This is a genomic window from Halomicrobium sp. HArcht1-1, assembly GCF_058933285.1.
The window spans coordinates 1,860,330-1,877,861 of record NZ_JBZYDL010000001.1; the positions used below are offsets into that span (position 1 = coordinate 1,860,330).

Consider the following 17,532-nt stretch of genomic DNA (forward strand, 5'->3'; position numbering starts at 1 on the left):
AATCACTCGATCGGTGCGGTGACGATCTCGCAGTCGAGTTCGTGTCGGAGGAAGTCTCCCACGTCGGTCTCGTCGGTGAGCCGCCGGACCATCGAGCGCCAGCGACCGGCCTGTTTGCGTCCGATCACGACGAGGTCCGCGTCCAGGCTGACGACCTCTTCGAGGATGGTCTCCTCGACGAGGAGGCCAGACGCGACGGCGTATCGGGTCCGTGGCAGTCGCCCGAACTCCGACTGGACGGCGTCGCGCAACTCCGCTCGCGTGACGCGGCGACCGTTCTGGTAGAGGTTGACGTGCAGGACCGTCAGGTCGGCGTCGCGTTCCTCGGCGACGCGAATCGCCGTCTCCAGGGTCGTTCGCGAGTGCCCGGACAGCGGGTACCTGACCGGGACGACGACGAGAGTCATGTCGTGGTGGATAGCACGCTCGCTCGTACAAGTGTTGTGCTCTGCTGTGGAGTGGTGTCGCCGTCGCTCGGTCGACCCACGGGAAGACAACGTCTATACCCGTGCCGCGCCCACCTCTCCCTATGGAACGACACGACAGTCCGGACGGCCAGGCGCTGTTCGTGAACCGGTCGGAATCGGAGATCGGTTCGAAGGGGCCGTTCTACGTGGTGTACAGCGACGACGAGGGGACGACGCGCTGGGGATACTTCTGTTCGAACTGCGAGAGCGTCGACAACGCGATGGACGCGATGGGGCGAGTGCAGTGCAACGAGTGTGCCAACGTTCGCAAGCCCGACCAGTGGGACGCTGCCCACGAGTGAGCGGCTGACCACAGACAGCCGACGACCGACTATTGTCGGATATCCGGACGGTCAAAATACTTAAGACATGTGCCGTGGTATCGGTTGTCAGATGGCGGCCGTAACCACCTCGCTGGCCGATCAGGCTTCGTCGATTTTCGCAGACCTCGGGTACTCAGTGTCGCGTACAGACGACGAACTACGAGCGGAGCGCAAGTGGCGCGTCGTCCGCGTCACGTGTTCCGCACCCTCGACGATCCCGACGGACGGGCGTCACCGGTGTTTCGTCACCGAGATGGAGGACGCGGTGACCACCTATCGCCGGCTCTCCGTGGAGAGCCCGTCGTACGACTGGGCCGTCCTCGGCGTCGACGACGACGGCGAGTACGCGGTGTATCGTCCCTCTACCTGAGACAGACGGTTGTAGAGCCGTCTCAGATCTGTCTCAGACCCACCACGCAGTCGTGTGGCCGACCGGATGAGCGTCTCCGGCCGTCCGTCCGAGCCTCGACGGGGGCAACTGCGCGCCTGGCACGACGAGCGGCCAGTGCCGAGAGACGTGCTACCACGGGCGCGAGACACTTATACGCGCTCACGGTCAAACACAGCGTATGTTCGTGGGTCACGGCGTCGCGGCGTTCGCGCTGGTCGGAGCCGTGGCGCTGTCTCGCGAGATCGACAGCCACCGGGCGCTCCAGCTGGCGATCGTCGCCGGCCTGTTCGCGACGCTCCCGGATATCGACATCCTCTATGGGCCGCTGGGACTGCTCAACGGCGTCTCTGGCGTGTTCGACGCGACCGACGCGTTCTGGTCGACGGGGAACGTCGTCCATCGCGGTCCGACCCACTCGCTGGTGTTCGGGACGAGCGCGGCGGCCGCGTTCTCGCTGTGGCGTCGGTCGAGCGCGGGCCGCGTCGTCGCTGCCACCGTGCTGGCCGGGCTGGCAGTCCTCGCGACCGCGACGGCCGGCTCGGTGGCCGGTGCGGTCACGGTGCTGTTCGGCGTCGGTGGTCTCGTGATCACCCAGTTCGCCGCTCGCCGGGGGCTGTCGTCGGGTGCCGTTCTCGCGACGGCGCTCGTGGGGCTCGTCACACACCCGTTCGGGGACCTGTTCACCGGCGAGCCGCCGGTCTTTCTGTATCCGCTGGACGTCCCGGTCGTCACGGAGCGGATCGCGCTCGCGGCCGATCCGACCCTGCACCTGCTCGGGGCCTTCGGGATCGAGCTGGCGACCCTCTGGCTCGGGCTCCTCGTCTACCTGCGCCTGACCGGTCGGGCGGGTCGACCACAGATCGACCGCAAAGCCGTCCTCGGGCTCTCGTATGCCGGTGCGGCGGTCGCACTGCCGGCCCCGACGCTGGAGGCGTCGTACCAGTTCGTGTTCACCGTCCTGGCGTTCGGAGTGCTCGGAGCCACCCAGCGTCAACTGTTCGGCAGACAGCTCCGGGCGGTCGACTGGCCCAGAGCGTGCGCGACGGGACTGGCCGCGGTGACGGCAGCCGCGCTCTCGTATCTGGTCGTCTACCTCGCGGTGCTGTGATCGGTCGACACTGTTTCAACCGCGGACGACATGGGGGCCAAACATGAGTAGCGACATCGGGCGGCTCCTCCGCCACCAGCGAACGAACGCCGTCCTCTCGTGGCTGTTGATCGGGTTGCTCGTGATCGCGATCGCGACGAGCGTCTGGCGTGATCGGCTCTGGTGGGCTGCCTTCGCGCTGGCCGTCGTCGCGCTGGCGGTACTGCCACCCGTCCGCTTTCGGAGCTGGCAGACCACCCTCCCGTGGGAAGTGACCGGTCTCGCCGCCCTCCCGGTGCTCGGGCGGGCCTACGCGACGGTGCCGGTGACCGGCCAGGTCGCGACGTATCTCTCCGTCGCGGCGATCTCGCTGGTCGTCGTCGTGGAACTCCATCTCTTTACCCCGGTCCGGATGACGGACGGCTTCGCAGTTGCCTTCGTCGTCGTGACGACGCTGGCGATGGCGGGTGTCTGGGCCGTCTTCCGGTGGTCGGCAGACATCCTGTTGGAGACGACGCTGCTGTTGAAGCCCGGCGTTCCCGAGGCAGAGATCGAACACGCGCTGATGGTCGAGTTCGTCGCCTCGACGGTCGCCGGTGTCGCCGCCGGGCTGATCTTCGCGTTCTACGTGCGCCGGCAGGTCGAGGCGACCGAACATCTCCCGCCAGAGGTGTCGCGATGAAACTCAGAGACCGCATCGGCGTCTCGGCGTCGGCACAGCGACGGCTCACACGCCTCATGCAGCTGTCGCTGATCGGGATGCTCTTTATCGGGATCGAACGCGGTTCGACCGGGATCATCGTCAACACCGGCATCGGGCTGCTGGTCGCCCAGCTGCCGGCCGTCCTCGAACGGGACTACGAGATTCCGCTCGACGCCGGACTGACGCTGTGGATCACCGGTGCCGTCTGGCTCCACGCGCTGGGCACGGTCGGCTTGCCCGGCGCAGAGGCGAACTTCTACGCGACGATCTGGTGGTGGGATCACCTCACGCACGCCCTCTCGTCGTCGATCGTCGCCGCGGCGGGGTACACGACGGTGCGATCGCTCGACCAGCACAGCGACGGGATCCACATTCCGCCCCGGTTCATGTTCGTGTTCATCCTCCTGTTCGTGCTCGCGTTCGGCGTCCTCTGGGAGGTCATCGAGTTCGCCGTCAGCACGGCCGCCGCGAGTGTGGGCAGTGCCCCCGTTCTCACGCAGTACGGACTGGGAGATACGATGCTGGATCTCGTCTTCGACACGATCGGTGCCGTCGTCGTCGCAGTGTGGGGAACGGCGTACCTCACCGACGTGGTCGGCATCCTCTCGGAGACGCTGGACACGCGATCGACCTGACACTGCGGTAGTGTTCAAACAAGCCGCTTCATCTTCCGACTCGTAGACACCGAAAGCCCTCGTGATCCCCCACGACACCGGGTGGTCCCGGCCTTTATCACTGGTGGCTGTGAACGATGAACATGGTCTTCAAAAAGATCACGCTGATCGGAACCAGTGCCGAGAGCTTCGACGACGCCGTCGACGACGCCGTCGGCCGCGCGGAGGCGACGCTGGACAATCTCAAGTGGGCAGAGGTCGAGGAGATGGGCGTCGAGATCGCAGGCGTCGAGGGCCGCGAATACCAGGCCGAAGTCGAGGTGGCCTTCGAGCTAGAGGAGTGACGATCAGGTCCGGAACGACTCGCCACACCCACACTCGCTCTCGACGTTGGGGTTGCGAACGTGGAACCCTTCGCCCTGCAGTCCGCCCTCGAAGTCCAGCACGGAGCCCTCGATGTAGTTGAGGCTGGACTGGTCGATGAACACGCGGAGACCGTGGTGTTCGTACACCTGGTCGTCGGGCTCGGGCTCGTGCTCGAAGCGCATGCCGTACGACAGCCCGGCACAGCCGCCCTGCTGGACGAACAGCCGAAGCCCCGCCTCGTCGACGTCCATCTGTTCGCCCTCCATGAGATCGACGGCCTCCGCGGCCGCCGGCTCGGTCACGTCGATACCTGTCCCCCCGGGGTCCGCGTCTACGGTACTGCTCATACGGATACAGTTGCTCCCGAACGTGTTAACAGTGACGCCGGGATCACAGCGGCTTGCGATAGACGTGTTCCTCGACCGCGGTCGGGCCGAACGTCGTCGTCTCCGTGGTGACGTACTCGAACCCCTGTCGCTCGTAGAAGCCGATTGCTCGCTCGTTGCCGGCCAGAACGGTGAGTCGGAGCGACACCGCCGACAGCCGGCGGTCGACGGCAGCGAGCAGTTCGCTCCCGATGCCGTTGCCCCACAGCAGCGGCTCGACGTAGAGCCGCGAGAGATAGTACGTCTCGGGTGGGTCGTCCGGTTCGACGTTGACGTAGCCACGGACACGGCCGCCGCGGCGTGCGACGAGGAACAGGCTGTCGGGATCGGTGATCTGCTCGCGGAGCCGTTCGGTCGCGTACCACTCCTCGACGACGGCGGCGAGCAACTGCTCGTCGAGGAGTCCGGCGTAGGCCGCCTGGAAGCTCCAGTCGGCGACCCGCTGGATCGCGGGGAGGTCCTGGATCGTCGCTCGTTCGATCGGTGTCGCGACCCTCATCTGGGAGTGGGCGCTCAGGCGTCGTCGAATCGCTTGCGGACGCTCTCGGCGTGGGCTTCGAGCCCTTCGGCCTCCGCGAGCGTGGTGATCGTCGACTCGATGTCGGCCAGTGACTCCTCGGAGAGGCGCTGTACGGTCGTCGAGCGCAGGAACGAGTCCACGGAGAGCCCGCCGGTGACGCGTGCGTGACCGCCCGTCGGTAGCACGTGGTTCGGTCCGCTGGCGTAGTCACCCGCCGCCACGGCGCTGTAGGGGCCGAGAAACGCCGACCCGGCCGAGGGGATGCGGTCGAGTATCGACTCGTCGTCCTCGGCGACGATCGAGAGGTGCTCTGCCGCGTACTCTTCGGCGAACAGCACGGCCTCGCTCATCGACCGCGCGAGGAAGACGCCAGAGGCCGCGTTGTCGAGGGCACCGCGGATCACGTCCGCTCGCTCGCGCGTGCCGGCCTGGCTGTCGACGGCCGCCGCGACGGCCTCCGCGAGCCCTTCGTCGTCGGTCACGGCGACGACGGAGGCGTTCTCGTCGTGTTCGGCCTGGGCGACGAGGTCGGCGGCGACCAGTTCCGGATCGGCGCTCTCGTCGGCGACGATCATGATCTCGGAAGGGCCGGCCAGGAAGTCGATCGCCACGTCGCCCCGGACGATCGACTTGGCGGCGGTCACCCACCGGTTGCCCGGCCCGACGACCTTGTCGACGGCGTCGACGGACTCGGTCCCGTAGGCGAGTGCGGCGATCGCCTGCGCGCCGCCGGCCTGGTACACCACGTCCGCACCGGCGACGTGGATGGCCGCAAGCGTCACCGGGTTGATCTCCTCGGCGGGCGGGGTCGCGACGGCGACGTGTTCGACACCGGCGACCTTCGCCGGGACGACGCCCATCAGCGCGCTGGAGGGGTACGCTGCGGTTCCGCCGGGGACGTACGCACCGGCGCTCTCGATGGGACGGTACCGACGACCGAGTTCGCGCCCCTCGAAGGAGTCGCGCCAGTCGGTCGGCAACTGTGCCTCGTGGAAGGCTCGAACGTTCGCTGCGGCGTCCTCGATGGCCGACAGCGTCGCCTCGTCGATCTCCTCGACGGCGCGCTCGGCGTCGTCGGTGATGTCGACGTTGCCGACGGTGACGCCGTCGAACTCTTCGGCGAACTCCCGCAGCGCCACGTCGCCCTCTTCGCGAACCCGATCGACGATCTCCTGCACGTCGTCGCGGACCTCTTCGACGCCAGCGTCGCGCTCGAACAGCGCGCGCCGTTCGTCCGGACCGAGGTCTCCGACGCGTCGTACGTTCATACCCGTCGTTCGGACCGCACGGAAAAACGGTTTGCCATCCACGGCCCGCCCCGAGCGGGGGCCGAGCCACAACCCGAATAAACGAGCCGTCCCTACGGGCGAACGTATGACGACACTGTCCGTCGAAGGAATGTCCTGTGAGCACTGTGAACAGACCGTCGAAGAGGCTCTCGAAGCCGTCAGTGGCGTCACCGACGCCAGCGCCGACCACGAGGACGAGCGTGCCAGCGTCGAGGGCGACGCCGACGTGGCGGCCCTGGTCGAAGCAGTCGAGGAAGCGGGCTACTCGGCCCAGACGTAGGCTCGTCGCTCAACTGATCGGGAACGACCGGCCGCTCCACTCCTCGATCTGTAGTTCGTACGGCGTCACGCTCTCCGAGTCCCCCCAGACCACGGGGTTCGGTGCAGAGCGCGTCCGCTTTGCCAGTGTCGCGAAGGCCGTCTCGACGGCCTCGTAGCTCGTTTCGACCAGCTTTCCTCTGACCACGACGCTGCGCCAGGTGTCCCGCGGCTCGGTCTCTTCGAAGACGGTGACGGACACGTAGGGATGGCGCTCCAGCGCCCGGTGTTTCTCACTGTCCGTCCCGCCTTCGAGCTGGAGGGCGAAGACGTCGGCGTCCGCGTCGTAACCGAAGGCGACGGGGATGGCGTAAGGATAGCGACCGGTCTCGCCGAAGGCGAGGACGCCGATACCGTTCGCCGCGAGGACCTCGGCGATCGCTTCGTCGGTGAGTTGACGCATCGCTGTGTGCGTGGTCGACCGGTTCCCTGTTGTGCGTGTTGCTCTGTTTTCATCCACCGGGAACTGGAGGGGGTGCTTTTGAGGGTGCTGGGGCCAGCCCAGCGTATGCAACTGGACTCCGAGGACGCGTTCGCCCGGTGGGACGACGAACGCTACAGCACACAGATCGATCGCTTCGACGAACAACACAAGCGGCTGTTCGGTCTGCTCAACGACCTCCACACGGCCATGGACGAGGGCCACTCACAGGACGAGATCGGTGACATCCTCCGGGAACTCGAACGGTACACCGAGTACCACTTCGGCGACGAGGAGGAGTTCATGCAGGACTGTGGCTACGCGATGGACTGTGCCGACTGTTTCTACGACCACCGCGAGATGCACGAGGAGTTCGCGTCGACGGTCAGCGACTTTCGCGAGCGTCACGAGGACGGCGAGTACGTCACGATGGAGGTCCTCACCTTCCTCCGGGACTGGCTCGACAGCCACATCGCCGCGGGTGACGAAGACCAGCGCTACAGCGAGTACTACCAGACGGAAGTCGACGAGACCTACGAGTACACGCCCGGAACGCTCCGGCAGCGTCGCCGCTCGGAGTCACCTCCCGAGACGACCCAGCCGACGACGACAGTCTCCGTCGAAGAGGTGGTGTTAGACGGCGGCGAGCTGTCCGTCCCCGCCGGCCCGATCGCGTCGTGGTTCGAACAGGTGGCGACGACACACGGGGACCGCGTGGCGACGATCGAACACGACGGCGACGAGCAGACAGAACGGACCTTCGAGTCGCTGTACGAGCGTGCGACGACGGTCGCTGGCGGGCTCCTGGAGACGGAGCTCACGCCGGGCGATCGGCTGGCAATCGACCTCGAATCGAACGGCGAGGCGCTGCTCTTCGACCTCGCCAGCCACCTCGCCGGGCTCGTCTCCGTCCCGCTGTATCCCTCGTTCGACGACGAACAGCTGCGATCGATCGTCACGACCGCCGAGATCGACGGGTTCGCGTCGTCGAGTGACCCACCATCGGCCGTCGAGCGGGCAGTCGACGTGGTCGTCGACACGGAGCCGCTGCCGGCGTCGCCACAGCGCTCTCTGCCGGGACTGAACCGCCGCGGTACCGACCTCGCGACGATCGTCTATCCGGTTCCCGCAGACGGTGAGCCGACCGGCGTCGAGTTGACCCACCGGAACCTCCGGGCGGCGATCGCGGCACTGAGCGACGCGCTTCCACTGGATCCCGATGCGACGGGGACCGCGCTCCTGCCGTTCGCACACGTCTCCCAGCGCGTCGGGGCCTACTATCTCTGGGACGCCGGGGCCACCGTCGCGTACACCGACCATGCAAGCAGTGTCGAGGCACTGCCGGCACTGAGCCCCGACGTGCTGATCGGCGTCCCCAAGCTGTACCAGCAGCTGTACGGCGAGCTTCAGGACCGAATCGGCTCCTTCGGCTGGGCCAAGCGCAAGGTCGCCGGGAGCGTCACCGGCTACGGGCGCGACGTGATCGACGGCAGCGGCACGCCGCTGAAGTACGCGGCGGCGGAACGACTGGCCTATCGGCCGCTGCGCCAGGAGTTCGGCCTCGACGACCTGACCTACGCACTGTCGAGTACCGGTCGCCTCGACGATCACCTCCTCGATTTCTTCCACGGCCTCGGTGTCCCCCTGTGTGAACTGTACGGGACCGCCGAGACGAGCGCCGTCGGGACGATCAACGGCCCCGACGACTTCGAGCGCGACAGCGTCGGTGAGGCACTGCCCAGCGTCACCGTCGGGCTCTCGGCCGACAGCGACGTCCTGATCGACGGTCCGACAGTCACGGACGGCTACTGCAACGATCCCGAGGCGACCGAGCGGGCAGTACACGACGGCTGGTTCCGTACCGACGACGGTTCGATCGACGGCAGTGATCTCGGGCTCTCGGAGTGATACTGCCGGCTGTCACTTCGTGACGATCTTCGCCACCCCGGGGTGGCGAAATCGGTCACAGATTTACAGCCGGTATATGACCCACGTCGCCACACCGAACCACAGACGTCCACGGAGACCGCAGGAGGACGAGGGAGACGCCGGCTACGCGGCCGGCTCCGACGGCGAGTCCGCTCCGACTTCCCGCAAGACGACGTTGACGACGACGCCGATCAGGACGACGATGCTCGCGAAGTACAGCCACGTGACGAACAGCAGGACGGCCCCGAGGATACCGTAGGCCGCGTACTGCCCGGCGTTGGCCGCGTAGACGCGAAACCCGAGCTGGAGCAGGACCCACCCGCCGGCAGCGATCACCGCACCGGGAAGGATGTCTCGCAGGGACACGTCCACCGGCGGCAGGACGTAGTAGATCGGCAGGAAGGCGAGGGTGATGACGACGACCAGCGCGACGGTCCCGAAGACGTTGACGAACGGGATTTGCCAGGGCTGGATCGAGAGGACGAGACCGACGAGGACCGCGGTCCCGACCGCGAGTGCGACGCCGACGACGACGACCAGTCCGTTCCGCACCTGCTGGAGGAGCGACGTGTGGACCTCGGCGGCGTACACTTCGTCGAACGCCTGATCGAGTCCGCGAAAGAGCTTCAGTCCGCTCCAGAGCAACACCAGGAAGCCGACCAGCGAGGCCGTCCCCCGCCCGGCGGTGTCGGTGAGCGCACCCGCTACGAGTTCCTGGCCCGACGCCGAGAGCATCCGGCCCAGCACTGCGACGACCCGGTCGGCGAACGCCTGGCCACCGAGCGTCGAGGCGACGGCGATCGCCAGCAGCAGCAGGGGAACGATAGACACGAACGCGTAGTAAGCGATGCCCGCCGCGAGGAACGTAACGTTCCGGTCGCGAGCGAGCGTGACAACCGAACGAAGGATCGACATACGTCACGTACAGCGGGCACCCGGTTGAATGCGGCGGTGGCTCCGCGTCCATCGGGACGGGAGACTGTCTGCGGAAGGGAACTGTCGCCCGAAACACTACCGGGCGAGGTTTCACCAGCTGATCCGCACTCAAAGTACAGCAGTACATTCATTACGTGAGCACGCTAATTTCGCAGTATGCCCGTGAGTATTGACGAGTTCGAATCGGGTGACTTGCCGGAGGGGCCGAGCGTCCCCGAACAGGTGATTAGGTACCTCAACACGCACCAGGACGCGGCGTTTACTCGGTCAGAGATAGCTACTGCCATCGACGAGAACCCGAACACGGTTGGCACCGCGCTCACGCGATTGAAAGAGCGTGGTCTCGTCCGTCATCGAGGGCAGTACTGGGCACTCACCGAGGACGAACAACGGGTCGCCGCAGCGTACGATCTGCACGACGTGAGCGAACAGCTCGACGAAGCCGATGGTGGAATCGAGTCGGAGCGTTGGGACGCTGCCGCACCCGACCAGCCCCATCCAAGCGAACAGAATTCGAGCGAGGACGAGTGATCGATGGAGCCGGAACGCGGCGATGTCGTCAGGAGTACCGATCCGTTCAAACTTGGCACTGACCGCCAGCGACCGTGGCTCGTCGTGAACAACAGTTCCCACCCCTTCGCCGACGAGCAACACGTCGCGGTCGCTATCTCGACGAAGGAATACGACGACTCGCTTCGTCTCGGGGAGGGCGTCTGGGAAACGGGCGGTGTTCCACGAGAGTCGTTCGTCTCGCCGTGGGCGATCCACTCGCCCCGAAGCGAAGACCTCGTTGCGTGGCAGGGCCGAGTTACTGATGCATTCGCGGATCGCGTCGTAGACTCACTGGAGATGTATCTGCGGTAGTTCGAAAGTGTACGCCCGAAACACTAACGACCGGCATCATCCGGGGCAGTGCGCCCTGTCGACCGGCAAACCCTCGTGTCGGGCGGGTTGCGCGTAGCGCAACCGAGTGGTGAAGTGGTGCGTACCACTGAACCGGGAGGCGTGAAACGCCTCCATGTGGCGAGACGGCGTCAGCCGTCGAGTCGAATGTCGCGTGCCCGGGTTCGCCGCGCTGTCATCGTCCCGAAGGACGGGCCTCGGGCGGGGACAAAAGGCACGCAGTCGGGGATACTCCGTCGGACGGGTAAGGGGTTGCGGTCCGGCCGCGACCACGGCGGAGGGATGCAAACGGTTTACTGTCGGTGCTGGCCGGCGACCGTCGCCACGGGGGAGACGATCCCGGTAAACTGCTACACAATCCGTCTCAGACGGTGTACTCGGACTCGGCGAGCTGGACGTAGCCGCCGTCGCGGTACTGGAACTTGCGCCACTTGTAGCCGGCGACGGTCTTGAGCCCCAGCGTGCCGGCGGCCAGGGCCTGTCGCCACAGGGACCCGTCGACGGTCTGCATCGCGTTGACGGTCGCGAACACGCGGTCCCAGGTCGCGGGATCGTACCCCTCGACCAGGTCGGCGAAGGCGACGTTGCGGAGGATCTCGGATTCGAGCGCGTCCTTCCAGGCGTCGTTGTAGCGGTCGAGGGCGTCGGTCGCGGCCAATTCTCCGGCGAGAGAGCCGGTTCGGACGGCGACGTGGTCCCCGCCCTCGTGGAAGGCGGAGGTCGCGCCCATCGCGCCGCCGACGACGGCGACGTTCGCGTCGGTCGGCGAGTCGATCGGCCGGGTCGAAGAGATCGGGTACGTCTCCGTGCCGTCGGTCTTGCCCCGATCCTCGACCAGCGGGAAGTCGTCGAGGTCGTAGTCGGGAAACTCCCGTTCGAGCAGGCGCTCGACGTAGGTGCGACCCTGCGGGATCTTGTCGTCGTCCTCCCGAAGCAGGGCCCACTCGCTGGCGTCGTAGTCGTCGATGTCCAGCCCGATCGGCATCGTGAGCCCGATCCGAGCCACGTTGTCGTCGTTCGGGAAGATCCACGGGTAGGCGGTGTGGCCGGGCATCACGCCCCACCAGAACTGGATTCGGTCCTCGGGGAACAGTTCCTCGGGCATCCGGCGGTGCTCCTGGTAGGCGATGTGGTTGGCCTCCGTCGACGGGAGCCGCTCGGAGAGCGACTCGTCCGCCGGGAGGAACTGATCGAGGACGCGACCGGTGACCGTCCGCTGGGGGCCGTCCGCGAGGACGAGCGCGTCGGCGACGATCGACTCGCCATCCGAGAGTGCCAGCGTGTGCTCGACGCCGCCCGAGAGGTCGGTGTCGACGCCAGTGACGCTCGTGCCGACGCGGTACTGAGCGCCCGCTGTTTCGGCGCGGTCGCGCAGCCAGTCGTCGAAGCGGGCTCGCTGGAACGTGAAGCCGAATCCGGGATACGCGGAGTCGATCCCCGTCTCTTCGATCAGGACCGACTCGTTGGGCCCGATGAACTCCGCGCCGTCGAGCTCCGCGAGCTTCACAGAGTCGGGGAACTCGTCGGGACCGAAGCCGGCGAGTTCGGTCCAGTAATCCAGAAAGCCGGCGGCGTCCGTCGAGTCGGGGCCCAGTCCGTCACGGTCGGCTCTCGGGACCCCCTTCTCGACCACGACGGCCTCGGCACCCTGTTCGGCGGCTGCCCGACCGGCAGACGTACCGGCGGGCCCGCCGCCGACGATCGCGACATCTACGCGCTCCATACCCCACCCCTGTTCGGAGGGGGCTTAAATTCCTTGCTCGCCACTCATCGCGCGACGGCCCGACGGTCAGGTGACAGATCGCGGCTCCGATCCCAGATCATCGGTGACCGCCGCGAGGATCGCCTGTCGCCAGTGACCGTCGAACTGTTCGAGACGGTCGTCGAGCGTGGTTCGCGTGGCCTCGAGTTCGGCGATCAGGTCGTGGTACTCGTCGCTGTCCCCGAGCGCGTCCCGACTGATCCGGAGTTCGAGCGTCGCCTTCCGCGCGGTCAGAGAGAAGTACTCCCGGAGCAGCTGCCGGCAGGCACCCCGTGAGAGCATCGTCTCGACCACGTCGAGCACCGTCTCTCGCGACACCGGCTTGGTCAGGTAGTCGTCGACGATCAACTCTCGAACGTCGAAGTCCGGCTCCACGCCGGAGATCATGACGACGAAACAGTCGTCCGGTCGCTCGGTCAGTCGCTGTGCCACCTCCGCCCCGTTCATCTGGGGCATCTCTCTGTCGAGGAGCATCACGTCGGCGTCCCCCACCTTATCCAGCGCCGCCCGCCCATCGGCGGCGGTCAGCACCTCGTACTCGTCGTCGAGCCAGATCGAGTGGAGCTCCCGGCAGGCGGGATCGTCGTCGACGACGAGCACGGTGTCCCAGTCACCACACATTACACCGACCGTGGAACCACACCATCATTAAATGTGGCATCGCGAAGCGGCCCGCGACCCGTCGATGTCGGCGCTCGATCCGTCGCTATCGATATTTCCCCACGCGTGAGACGAAAGGAACGGTGCAGCGAAGGGCGTCCACCGCCGGTCTCCGTGACAGTACTGTTTTGAGCCACTGGCTGGAACGACCACTATGTCCCTGGCCCAAACAGAGGTGGCAGTGCGTGACTGAGATCGCCATCCTGCGGCAGAAAGCACACGGCCTGCCGGTCGAATCGTACGCCGACGCGGTCCGCGAGCGACTGCCCGAGGCGACGGTCACGGTCGCACGGACCCCCGAGCAAGAGCGAGCGGCCGTCGAGACGGCGACGGTGGTCTCGGCCGGGCCGTTCGACGACGAACTGCTCGATCACGCCCGCGAGATCCAGCTGTTCGCGAGCATCTACGCCGGCTACGATCACCTGCCCCTCGACGAGTTCGCCGAGCGAGAGATCGCGCTGACGACGGCCTCGGGAGTCCACGGCCCGAACATCGCCGAGCACGTGATCGGCGCGTTTCTCGCCTTCACGCGGCGCTTCTTCGAGGCGCGTCGCCGCCAGCGAGAGCGACAGTGGCGCGCCCTCCAGTCGGGCGAACTCGCCGGCTCGACGGTGGCGGTCGTCGGGCTCGGCGCGATCGGGCAGGCCATCGTCGACCGACTCGCGGGGTTCGACGTCGACACCGTCGGCGTCCGCTACAGCCCGGAGAAGGGCGGACCGACCGACGAAGTGTACGGCTTCGACGAGATCCACGAGGCCGTCACCGACGCCGAGTACGTCGCCGTCGCGTGCCCGCTGACCGACGCGACCGAGGAGCTGTTCGACGAGCAACTGTTCCGGACGATGCACCCCGAGGCGATCTTCGTCAACGTCGCCCGCGGCGGCGTCGTCGACACCGACGCGCTCACGTCGGCGATCCAGAGCAACTACATCGGCGCGGCACAGCTGGACGTGACCGATCCCGAGCCGCTGCCCGAGGACCACCCGCTGTGGGGCTTCGACAACGTCTTCGTGACGCCCCACGCCTCCGGCCACACGCCCGAGTACTACGAGCGCACCGCCGACATCCTCGCCGAGAACGTCAGGCGCGCCGCAGAAACTGGCGAGTGGGACGGGCTCCGGAACCAGATCCCCCTCTAATCTTCGGCCATTGTGGCACGGTAACCCGCCCGCCCCTCCGCGATCAGGTACCAGACGAGGACCCCGAGGATCACTGCGGTCAGCACCGGTCGGATCGGTATCGGCCCGACGGTCCATTCACCCGCGACGACCGCCAGCGGCAGGAGGACGACGAGACCACCGAGGACGAGCAGGAACCGCTTGCGGGCGGTCAGCGGGACGTCACCGCCGCCGCCACGGACAACGAAGTAGGCGTGTGTCCCGCCGAAGATCACGGCGTAGAACGCCCCGATCACGGTCGCCTGGTGCCACCAGATCGACACGTCGAACAGCGCCGCGCCCGCCGCGAGCACCGCGAGGCCGACGACGCTGACGACTGCGTGGATCTTCGACTCGCGAGAGACCATTGTCTCGTGGACGACGCCACTGCAGAAAAAGGCTGCCGGTCGCTACAGGTAACCGTTCGCCGCCAGCAGTTCGCCGTTGAGGACGCTCGCGCCCGCCGCACCGCGCATCGTGTTGTGCGCGAGGCAGTTGAACTGGAGTCCGTCGGTCGTCTCCTGGACGCCGCCGACCGCGACGCCCATCCCGTCCTCGATGTTGCGGTCGAGGCGGGGCTGGGGCCGATCGGGCTCGTCGAAGACCCGGATCAGCTGGTCGGGCGAAGACGGCAGGTCGATACCCGATGCCGAGCGTAGCGCGTCCTCGGCGTCCGCGACAGTCACGTCGTCCTCGGTGTCGACCCAGACGTTTTCGAGGTGGCCGTCGAGCGTCGCGATGCGGTTACAGGAAGCCGCCACGTCCATCTCGTGGAGTTCGATCGCCGTGCCGTCGAACCCACCCAGCAGCTTCCGGGACTCGGTCTCCATCTTCTCCTCCTCGCCGCCGATGTGCGGGATGGCGTTGTCGATGATCTCCATCGACGTGACGCCGTCGTAGCCCGCGCCCGACACGGCCTGTAGCGTCGAGACGCGCACGTCCGTCAGGCCGAAGGCCTCGTCCAGTGCCGCCAGCGGCGGCACCATCGTGATCGTCGAGCAGTTCGGGTTCTTCAGGAGCGCGCCGTCCCAGCCGCGTTCCTCGCGCTGGCGTTCGAGCACGTCGAGGTGATCGGCGTTGACCTCGGGGATCACGAGGGGCACGTCCTCGTCCATGCGACCGTTCGAGGAGTTCGAGGAGACGACGTAGCCCGCCTCGCAGAACTCCGGTTCGACCTCGGCACCGACGCCGGAGGGGAGCGACGAGAAGATCAGGTCCACGTCGTCGGGCACGTCCTCGGGCGTGGTCGCGCCGACCTCGATCTCGGCCACGTCCTCGGGAATCGGCGCGTCGATGCGCCACTTGGCCGCCTCTCGGTACGTCTTGCCGGCACTGGATTCGCTGGCAGTCAGTGCTGCGATCTCGAAATCGGGGTGCGGTTCGAGCAACTGGATGAGTCGCTGACCGACCGCACCAGTGGCCCCCAGAACACCTACACGTACAGTCATCGGTTCACACACTGCCGTGACCAGTCAAAACAGTTTGGATAGCGAGCGACTCCTTGGAGGTCGTACCGCCCGCCGCCGGTCGCGAGTCGATCGCACGGTGTCCCGCCGCGTGGGGTCCGGTACGGTACTCCAACCGCCCGATCACTCGGTAGTCGCTCGTTCGCCGAGGTCTTCGAGCGCCCAGGTGACGATCCGTGCCTCGACCACGTCCCGTTCCTCGACGTGGTCGTCCTCGCCGTACGTCTCGATGGTCTCTCGGGCGTCGGCGAGCATCTCGCGCTCGCGTGGCCGCTGGTCAGGTTCCTCGCGCACGTCGTTGAGCAGCGCCTCGAAGTCCTCGCGCAAGTCGAACGAGGCGTGGGCGACGTTGCACCGCGAGAGAGGGCTCATGCCCGTTTCGAGGACGAGATCGCGAACCGTCTCCCAGTCGTCCGCGCAGAAATACACCGTGACGGTGCTTTCGATGTCGCGCCAGGCGATGGGGTCGCCGTGTCGCATCAACTGGACGGCCCGCGGGGGCAGGTCGATCCGGGTGGCCGTCTCCTCGGTCCCGCACAGACAGCACGGCTCTTCCGTGGTCCCGGTGTACATGGGAGTGTGTTGGCCCCAGGCCAGTTGAGACTACCGGCTGTACATCTGTGAACGATCTTCACGAAAGTACAGTCGGCAGTACGAGTGTGTCGCTCGCGGCGAGGGGAGATGGAACGTTTTAATCACCGCGGTGGGGTACCAGAGGTATGGACACCGCCGATCGCCTCGAACTGGCGACGCGTCACACGCTCGAAGTCATCGAGGAAGAGGAACTCGAAGCGCTGTTCGACGACGGCACTCCCTCGGCGTATATCGGCTACGCGCCCACGGGTGAGATGCACATCGGACACTACACGACGATGCGCAAGCTGGCGGACTTCATCGAGGCCGGCATCGACGTGACGGTGCTGATCGCCGACCTGCACGCGCACCTCGACGACGAGAAGAGCCCCTTCGACCTGCTCGACGCCCGCTCGGAGTACTACCAGGTCGCCATCGAGGGGATGATCGAGGCCGCCGGAGCGGACCCAGCGGAGATCTCGTTCGTCCGCGGGACCGACTTCCAGCTCGACGAGGAGTACACCCTGGAGATGTACCGTATGGCGGCCGAGACGACTCTCGCCAGGACCCAGCGGGCCGGCAGCAGAGTCGTCCGCGAGTCCGAGAGCCCGAACCTCGGCGGGCTGATCTACCCGCTGATGCAGACCCTCGACGTGAAAGCTCTCGACGCCGACATCGCCTACGGCGGCGACGACCAGCGCGGGATCTACATGCTCTCTCGCGAGACGCTGCCCGACCACGGGCACGACGCGCCGGTCTGCATCTTCGCGCCGCTGCTGTCGGGGCTCACCGGCGAAGAGATGAGCGCCTCGAAGGAGGACACGAAGGTCAACCTCAACGACAGCCACGACGCCGTCGTCGAGAAGATCGAAGACGCGTACTGTCCGATGGGCGAGCGCGAGGACAACGGCGTACTGGAGTACCTCGAATACCTCGTCTTCCCGGTGCTCGAAGAGCGCGGCGAATCCTTCGTCGTCGAGCGCCCCGACGAGTACGGCGGGAACCTCGTCTACGACGAGTTCGACGAACTGGAAGCGGACTTCCTCAGCGAGGAGCTCCACCCGGCAGACCTCAAGCCCGCCGCCGGAGAGTACGTCTCGGACGTGATCGAGCCGATTCGGGAGCGACTCGACGCGCGCCCCGAGTTGCTCGCCGAGGCCTACCCCGAGAAGTACGACCAGTAGCACCGTGACCGGCCGCCGGGGCCGGACCTCAGTGGGATCGGGGATTCTCTCTGCGTGCGTGACCGAGAGCGAAGCCA

At 66.7% G+C, this 17,532-nt stretch carries 23 protein-coding genes; 12 read left to right on the forward strand and 11 right to left on the reverse strand.

The features are described 5' to 3' along the window. Window positions 1–2: 2 nt before the first annotated feature. Window positions 3–407: a universal stress protein gene (locus AC5FRZ_RS09750; protein ID WP_170094515.1), complete on the reverse strand. Its 405-nt coding sequence runs from the start codon at window positions 405–407 to the stop codon at window positions 3–5. Window positions 408–529: 122 nt separating this feature from the next. Between AC5FRZ_RS09750 and AC5FRZ_RS09755 the strand changes: the two genes are divergently transcribed. From AC5FRZ_RS09755 to AC5FRZ_RS09780, 6 genes are all read left to right on the forward strand, one after another. Then, window positions 530–769, forward strand: a complete 240-nt coding sequence (locus tag AC5FRZ_RS09755; RefSeq protein ID WP_153553626.1) for a DUF5816 domain-containing protein — start codon at window positions 530–532, stop codon at window positions 767–769. A gap of 91 nt (window positions 770–860) precedes the next feature. Next, window positions 861–1,160 carry a DUF7116 family protein gene (locus AC5FRZ_RS09760; RefSeq protein ID WP_493564482.1) on the forward strand — a complete coding sequence of 100 codons (300 nt, stop codon included), beginning with the start codon at window positions 861–863 and terminating at the stop codon, window positions 1,158–1,160. Between the two features lie 199 nt (window positions 1,161–1,359). Then, window positions 1,360–2,289: a metal-dependent hydrolase gene (locus tag AC5FRZ_RS09765; protein WP_493564483.1), complete on the forward strand. Its 930-nt coding sequence runs from the start codon at window positions 1,360–1,362 to the stop codon at window positions 2,287–2,289. A gap of 43 nt (window positions 2,290–2,332) precedes the next feature. Then, the gene (locus AC5FRZ_RS09770) at window positions 2,333–2,950 is read left to right on the forward strand and encodes a hypothetical protein (protein WP_493564484.1); all 618 of its coding nucleotides are present in this window, start codon (window positions 2,333–2,335) and stop codon (window positions 2,948–2,950) included. Beyond that, window positions 2,947–3,606 (forward strand): DUF2238 domain-containing protein, encoded by a 660-nt coding sequence (locus tag AC5FRZ_RS09775; RefSeq protein WP_170094519.1) that lies wholly within the window; start codon window positions 2,947–2,949, stop codon window positions 3,604–3,606. Before AC5FRZ_RS09770 ends, AC5FRZ_RS09775 begins: the two co-directional genes overlap by 4 nt. A gap of 122 nt (window positions 3,607–3,728) precedes the next feature. Next, window positions 3,729–3,929: a dodecin gene (locus AC5FRZ_RS09780; RefSeq protein WP_015763403.1), complete on the forward strand. Its 201-nt coding sequence runs from the start codon at window positions 3,729–3,731 to the stop codon at window positions 3,927–3,929. Window positions 3,930–3,932: 3 nt separating this feature from the next. On the opposite strand, the gene AC5FRZ_RS09785 is transcribed toward AC5FRZ_RS09780, so the two are convergent. From AC5FRZ_RS09785 to hisD, 3 genes are read right to left on the reverse strand one after another with little or no spacing between them, the layout of a single operon-like run. Further along, window positions 3,933–4,298, reverse strand: coding sequence for a HesB/IscA family protein (locus AC5FRZ_RS09785; RefSeq protein WP_015763402.1), 366 nt, complete (start codon window positions 4,296–4,298; stop codon window positions 3,933–3,935). Between the two features lie 43 nt (window positions 4,299–4,341). Further along, entirely contained in the window at window positions 4,342–4,836 is a 495-nt protein-coding gene (locus AC5FRZ_RS09790) for a GNAT family N-acetyltransferase (RefSeq protein WP_493564485.1), read from the reverse strand. A 14-nt stretch (window positions 4,837–4,850) separates the two neighbouring features. Continuing rightward, window positions 4,851–6,125 carry a histidinol dehydrogenase gene (hisD, locus tag AC5FRZ_RS09795; protein WP_493564486.1) on the reverse strand — a complete coding sequence of 425 codons (1,275 nt, stop codon included), beginning with the start codon at window positions 6,123–6,125 and terminating at the stop codon, window positions 4,851–4,853. Between the two features lie 106 nt (window positions 6,126–6,231). Here hisD and AC5FRZ_RS09800 point away from each other — a divergent pair, with 106 nt between their 5' ends. Then, a complete protein-coding gene (locus AC5FRZ_RS09800; protein ID WP_153553634.1) occupies window positions 6,232–6,426 on the forward strand; it encodes a CopZ family metallochaperone in 195 nt (64 codons plus the stop codon). A gap of 9 nt (window positions 6,427–6,435) precedes the next feature. Here AC5FRZ_RS09800 and AC5FRZ_RS09805 read toward each other — a convergent pair whose 3' ends face one another. Beyond that, window positions 6,436–6,867, reverse strand: a complete 432-nt coding sequence (locus AC5FRZ_RS09805) for a pyridoxamine 5'-phosphate oxidase family protein (protein ID WP_493564487.1) — start codon at window positions 6,865–6,867, stop codon at window positions 6,436–6,438. 105 nt (window positions 6,868–6,972) lie between these two features. Here AC5FRZ_RS09805 and AC5FRZ_RS09810 point away from each other — a divergent pair, with 105 nt between their 5' ends. Next, window positions 6,973–8,793, forward strand: coding sequence for a bacteriohemerythrin (locus AC5FRZ_RS09810; RefSeq protein WP_493564488.1), 1,821 nt, complete (start codon window positions 6,973–6,975; stop codon window positions 8,791–8,793). 144 nt (window positions 8,794–8,937) lie between these two features. Here AC5FRZ_RS09810 and AC5FRZ_RS09815 read toward each other — a convergent pair whose 3' ends face one another. After that, window positions 8,938–9,729, reverse strand: coding sequence for a YihY/virulence factor BrkB family protein (locus AC5FRZ_RS09815; RefSeq protein ID WP_170094525.1), 792 nt, complete (start codon window positions 9,727–9,729; stop codon window positions 8,938–8,940). Between the two features lie 177 nt (window positions 9,730–9,906). Between AC5FRZ_RS09815 and AC5FRZ_RS09820 the strand changes: the two genes are divergently transcribed. Together AC5FRZ_RS09820 and AC5FRZ_RS09825 are read left to right on the forward strand one after the other, a co-directional pair. Continuing rightward, window positions 9,907–10,281, forward strand: coding sequence for a hypothetical protein (locus AC5FRZ_RS09820; protein WP_372480763.1), 375 nt, complete (start codon window positions 9,907–9,909; stop codon window positions 10,279–10,281). A 3-nt stretch (window positions 10,282–10,284) separates the two neighbouring features. After that, window positions 10,285–10,614 (forward strand): hypothetical protein, encoded by a 330-nt coding sequence (locus tag AC5FRZ_RS09825; protein ID WP_208625933.1) that lies wholly within the window; start codon window positions 10,285–10,287, stop codon window positions 10,612–10,614. Window positions 10,615–11,017: 403 nt separating this feature from the next. Here AC5FRZ_RS09825 and AC5FRZ_RS09830 read toward each other — a convergent pair whose 3' ends face one another. Beyond that, on the reverse strand, window positions 11,018–12,376 hold the full coding sequence (locus AC5FRZ_RS09830; protein WP_170094528.1) for an NAD(P)/FAD-dependent oxidoreductase: 1,359 nt from the start codon (window positions 12,374–12,376) through the stop codon (window positions 11,018–11,020). 66 nt (window positions 12,377–12,442) lie between these two features. Further along, window positions 12,443–13,036, reverse strand: coding sequence for a response regulator (locus tag AC5FRZ_RS09835; protein ID WP_170094529.1), 594 nt, complete (start codon window positions 13,034–13,036; stop codon window positions 12,443–12,445). Between the two features lie 224 nt (window positions 13,037–13,260). Here AC5FRZ_RS09835 and AC5FRZ_RS09840 point away from each other — a divergent pair, with 224 nt between their 5' ends. Beyond that, window positions 13,261–14,214 (forward strand): D-2-hydroxyacid dehydrogenase, encoded by a 954-nt coding sequence (locus AC5FRZ_RS09840; RefSeq protein WP_372480761.1) that lies wholly within the window; start codon window positions 13,261–13,263, stop codon window positions 14,212–14,214. On the opposite strand, the gene AC5FRZ_RS09845 is transcribed toward AC5FRZ_RS09840, so the two are convergent. From AC5FRZ_RS09845 to AC5FRZ_RS09855, 3 genes are all read right to left on the reverse strand, one after another. Beyond that, the gene (locus AC5FRZ_RS09845; RefSeq protein ID WP_493564489.1) at window positions 14,211–14,600 is read right to left on the reverse strand and encodes a hypothetical protein; all 390 of its coding nucleotides are present in this window, start codon (window positions 14,598–14,600) and stop codon (window positions 14,211–14,213) included. The genes AC5FRZ_RS09840 and AC5FRZ_RS09845 overlap by 4 nt on opposite strands. A 42-nt stretch (window positions 14,601–14,642) precedes the next feature. Next, complete coding sequence (gene asd / locus AC5FRZ_RS09850) at window positions 14,643–15,680, reverse strand: aspartate-semialdehyde dehydrogenase (protein ID WP_493564490.1); 1,038 nt, start codon at window positions 15,678–15,680, stop codon at window positions 14,643–14,645. A 141-nt stretch (window positions 15,681–15,821) separates the two neighbouring features. Then, entirely contained in the window at window positions 15,822–16,271 is a 450-nt protein-coding gene (locus AC5FRZ_RS09855) for a DUF7960 family protein (protein ID WP_170094533.1), read from the reverse strand. Window positions 16,272–16,417: 146 nt separating this feature from the next. Here AC5FRZ_RS09855 and AC5FRZ_RS09860 point away from each other — a divergent pair, with 146 nt between their 5' ends. After that, window positions 16,418–17,455, forward strand: a complete 1,038-nt coding sequence (locus tag AC5FRZ_RS09860) for a tyrosine--tRNA ligase (protein ID WP_493564491.1) — start codon at window positions 16,418–16,420, stop codon at window positions 17,453–17,455. Window positions 17,456–17,532: the final 77 nt, after the last annotated feature.

Excerpts from the sequence above, each read along its gene's own strand:
- AC5FRZ_RS09750 (WP_170094515.1), bottom strand. The coding sequence starts at position 407 with ATGACTCTCGTCGTCGTCCCGGTCAGGTACCCGCTGTCCGGGCACTCG.
- AC5FRZ_RS09805 (WP_493564487.1), bottom strand. The coding sequence starts at position 6,867 with ATGCGTCAACTCACCGACGAAGCGATCGCCGAGGTCCTCGCGGCGAAC.
- AC5FRZ_RS09860 (WP_493564491.1), top strand. The coding sequence starts at position 16,418 with ATGGACACCGCCGATCGCCTCGAACTGGCGACGCGTCACACGCTCGAA.
- AC5FRZ_RS09820 (WP_372480763.1), top strand. The coding sequence starts at position 9,907 with ATGCCCGTGAGTATTGACGAGTTCGAATCGGGTGACTTGCCGGAGGGG.
- AC5FRZ_RS09755 (WP_153553626.1), top strand. The coding sequence starts at position 530 with ATGGAACGACACGACAGTCCGGACGGCCAGGCGCTGTTCGTGAACCGG.
- AC5FRZ_RS09815 (WP_170094525.1), bottom strand. The coding sequence starts at position 9,729 with ATGTCGATCCTTCGTTCGGTTGTCACGCTCGCTCGCGACCGGAACGTT.
- AC5FRZ_RS09810 (WP_493564488.1), top strand. The coding sequence starts at position 6,973 with ATGCAACTGGACTCCGAGGACGCGTTCGCCCGGTGGGACGACGAACGC.
- AC5FRZ_RS09785 (WP_015763402.1), bottom strand. The coding sequence starts at position 4,298 with ATGAGCAGTACCGTAGACGCGGACCCCGGGGGGACAGGTATCGACGTG.
- AC5FRZ_RS09775 (WP_170094519.1), top strand. The coding sequence starts at position 2,947 with ATGAAACTCAGAGACCGCATCGGCGTCTCGGCGTCGGCACAGCGACGG.
- AC5FRZ_RS09830 (WP_170094528.1), bottom strand. The coding sequence starts at position 12,376 with ATGGAGCGCGTAGATGTCGCGATCGTCGGCGGCGGGCCCGCCGGTACG.
- hisD (WP_493564486.1), bottom strand. The coding sequence starts at position 6,125 with ATGAACGTACGACGCGTCGGAGACCTCGGTCCGGACGAACGGCGCGCG.
- asd (WP_493564490.1), bottom strand. The coding sequence starts at position 15,680 with ATGACTGTACGTGTAGGTGTTCTGGGGGCCACTGGTGCGGTCGGTCAG.
- AC5FRZ_RS09770 (WP_493564484.1), top strand. The coding sequence starts at position 2,333 with ATGAGTAGCGACATCGGGCGGCTCCTCCGCCACCAGCGAACGAACGCC.
- AC5FRZ_RS09760 (WP_493564482.1), top strand. The coding sequence starts at position 861 with ATGGCGGCCGTAACCACCTCGCTGGCCGATCAGGCTTCGTCGATTTTC.
- AC5FRZ_RS09780 (WP_015763403.1), top strand. The coding sequence starts at position 3,729 with ATGGTCTTCAAAAAGATCACGCTGATCGGAACCAGTGCCGAGAGCTTC.
- AC5FRZ_RS09800 (WP_153553634.1), top strand. The coding sequence starts at position 6,232 with ATGACGACACTGTCCGTCGAAGGAATGTCCTGTGAGCACTGTGAACAG.
- AC5FRZ_RS09790 (WP_493564485.1), bottom strand. The coding sequence starts at position 4,836 with ATGAGGGTCGCGACACCGATCGAACGAGCGACGATCCAGGACCTCCCC.
- AC5FRZ_RS09825 (WP_208625933.1), top strand. The coding sequence starts at position 10,285 with ATGGAGCCGGAACGCGGCGATGTCGTCAGGAGTACCGATCCGTTCAAA.
- AC5FRZ_RS09835 (WP_170094529.1), bottom strand. The coding sequence starts at position 13,036 with ATGTGTGGTGACTGGGACACCGTGCTCGTCGTCGACGACGATCCCGCC.
- AC5FRZ_RS09765 (WP_493564483.1), top strand. The coding sequence starts at position 1,360 with ATGTTCGTGGGTCACGGCGTCGCGGCGTTCGCGCTGGTCGGAGCCGTG.
- AC5FRZ_RS09855 (WP_170094533.1), bottom strand. The coding sequence starts at position 16,271 with ATGTACACCGGGACCACGGAAGAGCCGTGCTGTCTGTGCGGGACCGAG.
- AC5FRZ_RS09845 (WP_493564489.1), bottom strand. The coding sequence starts at position 14,600 with ATGGTCTCTCGCGAGTCGAAGATCCACGCAGTCGTCAGCGTCGTCGGC.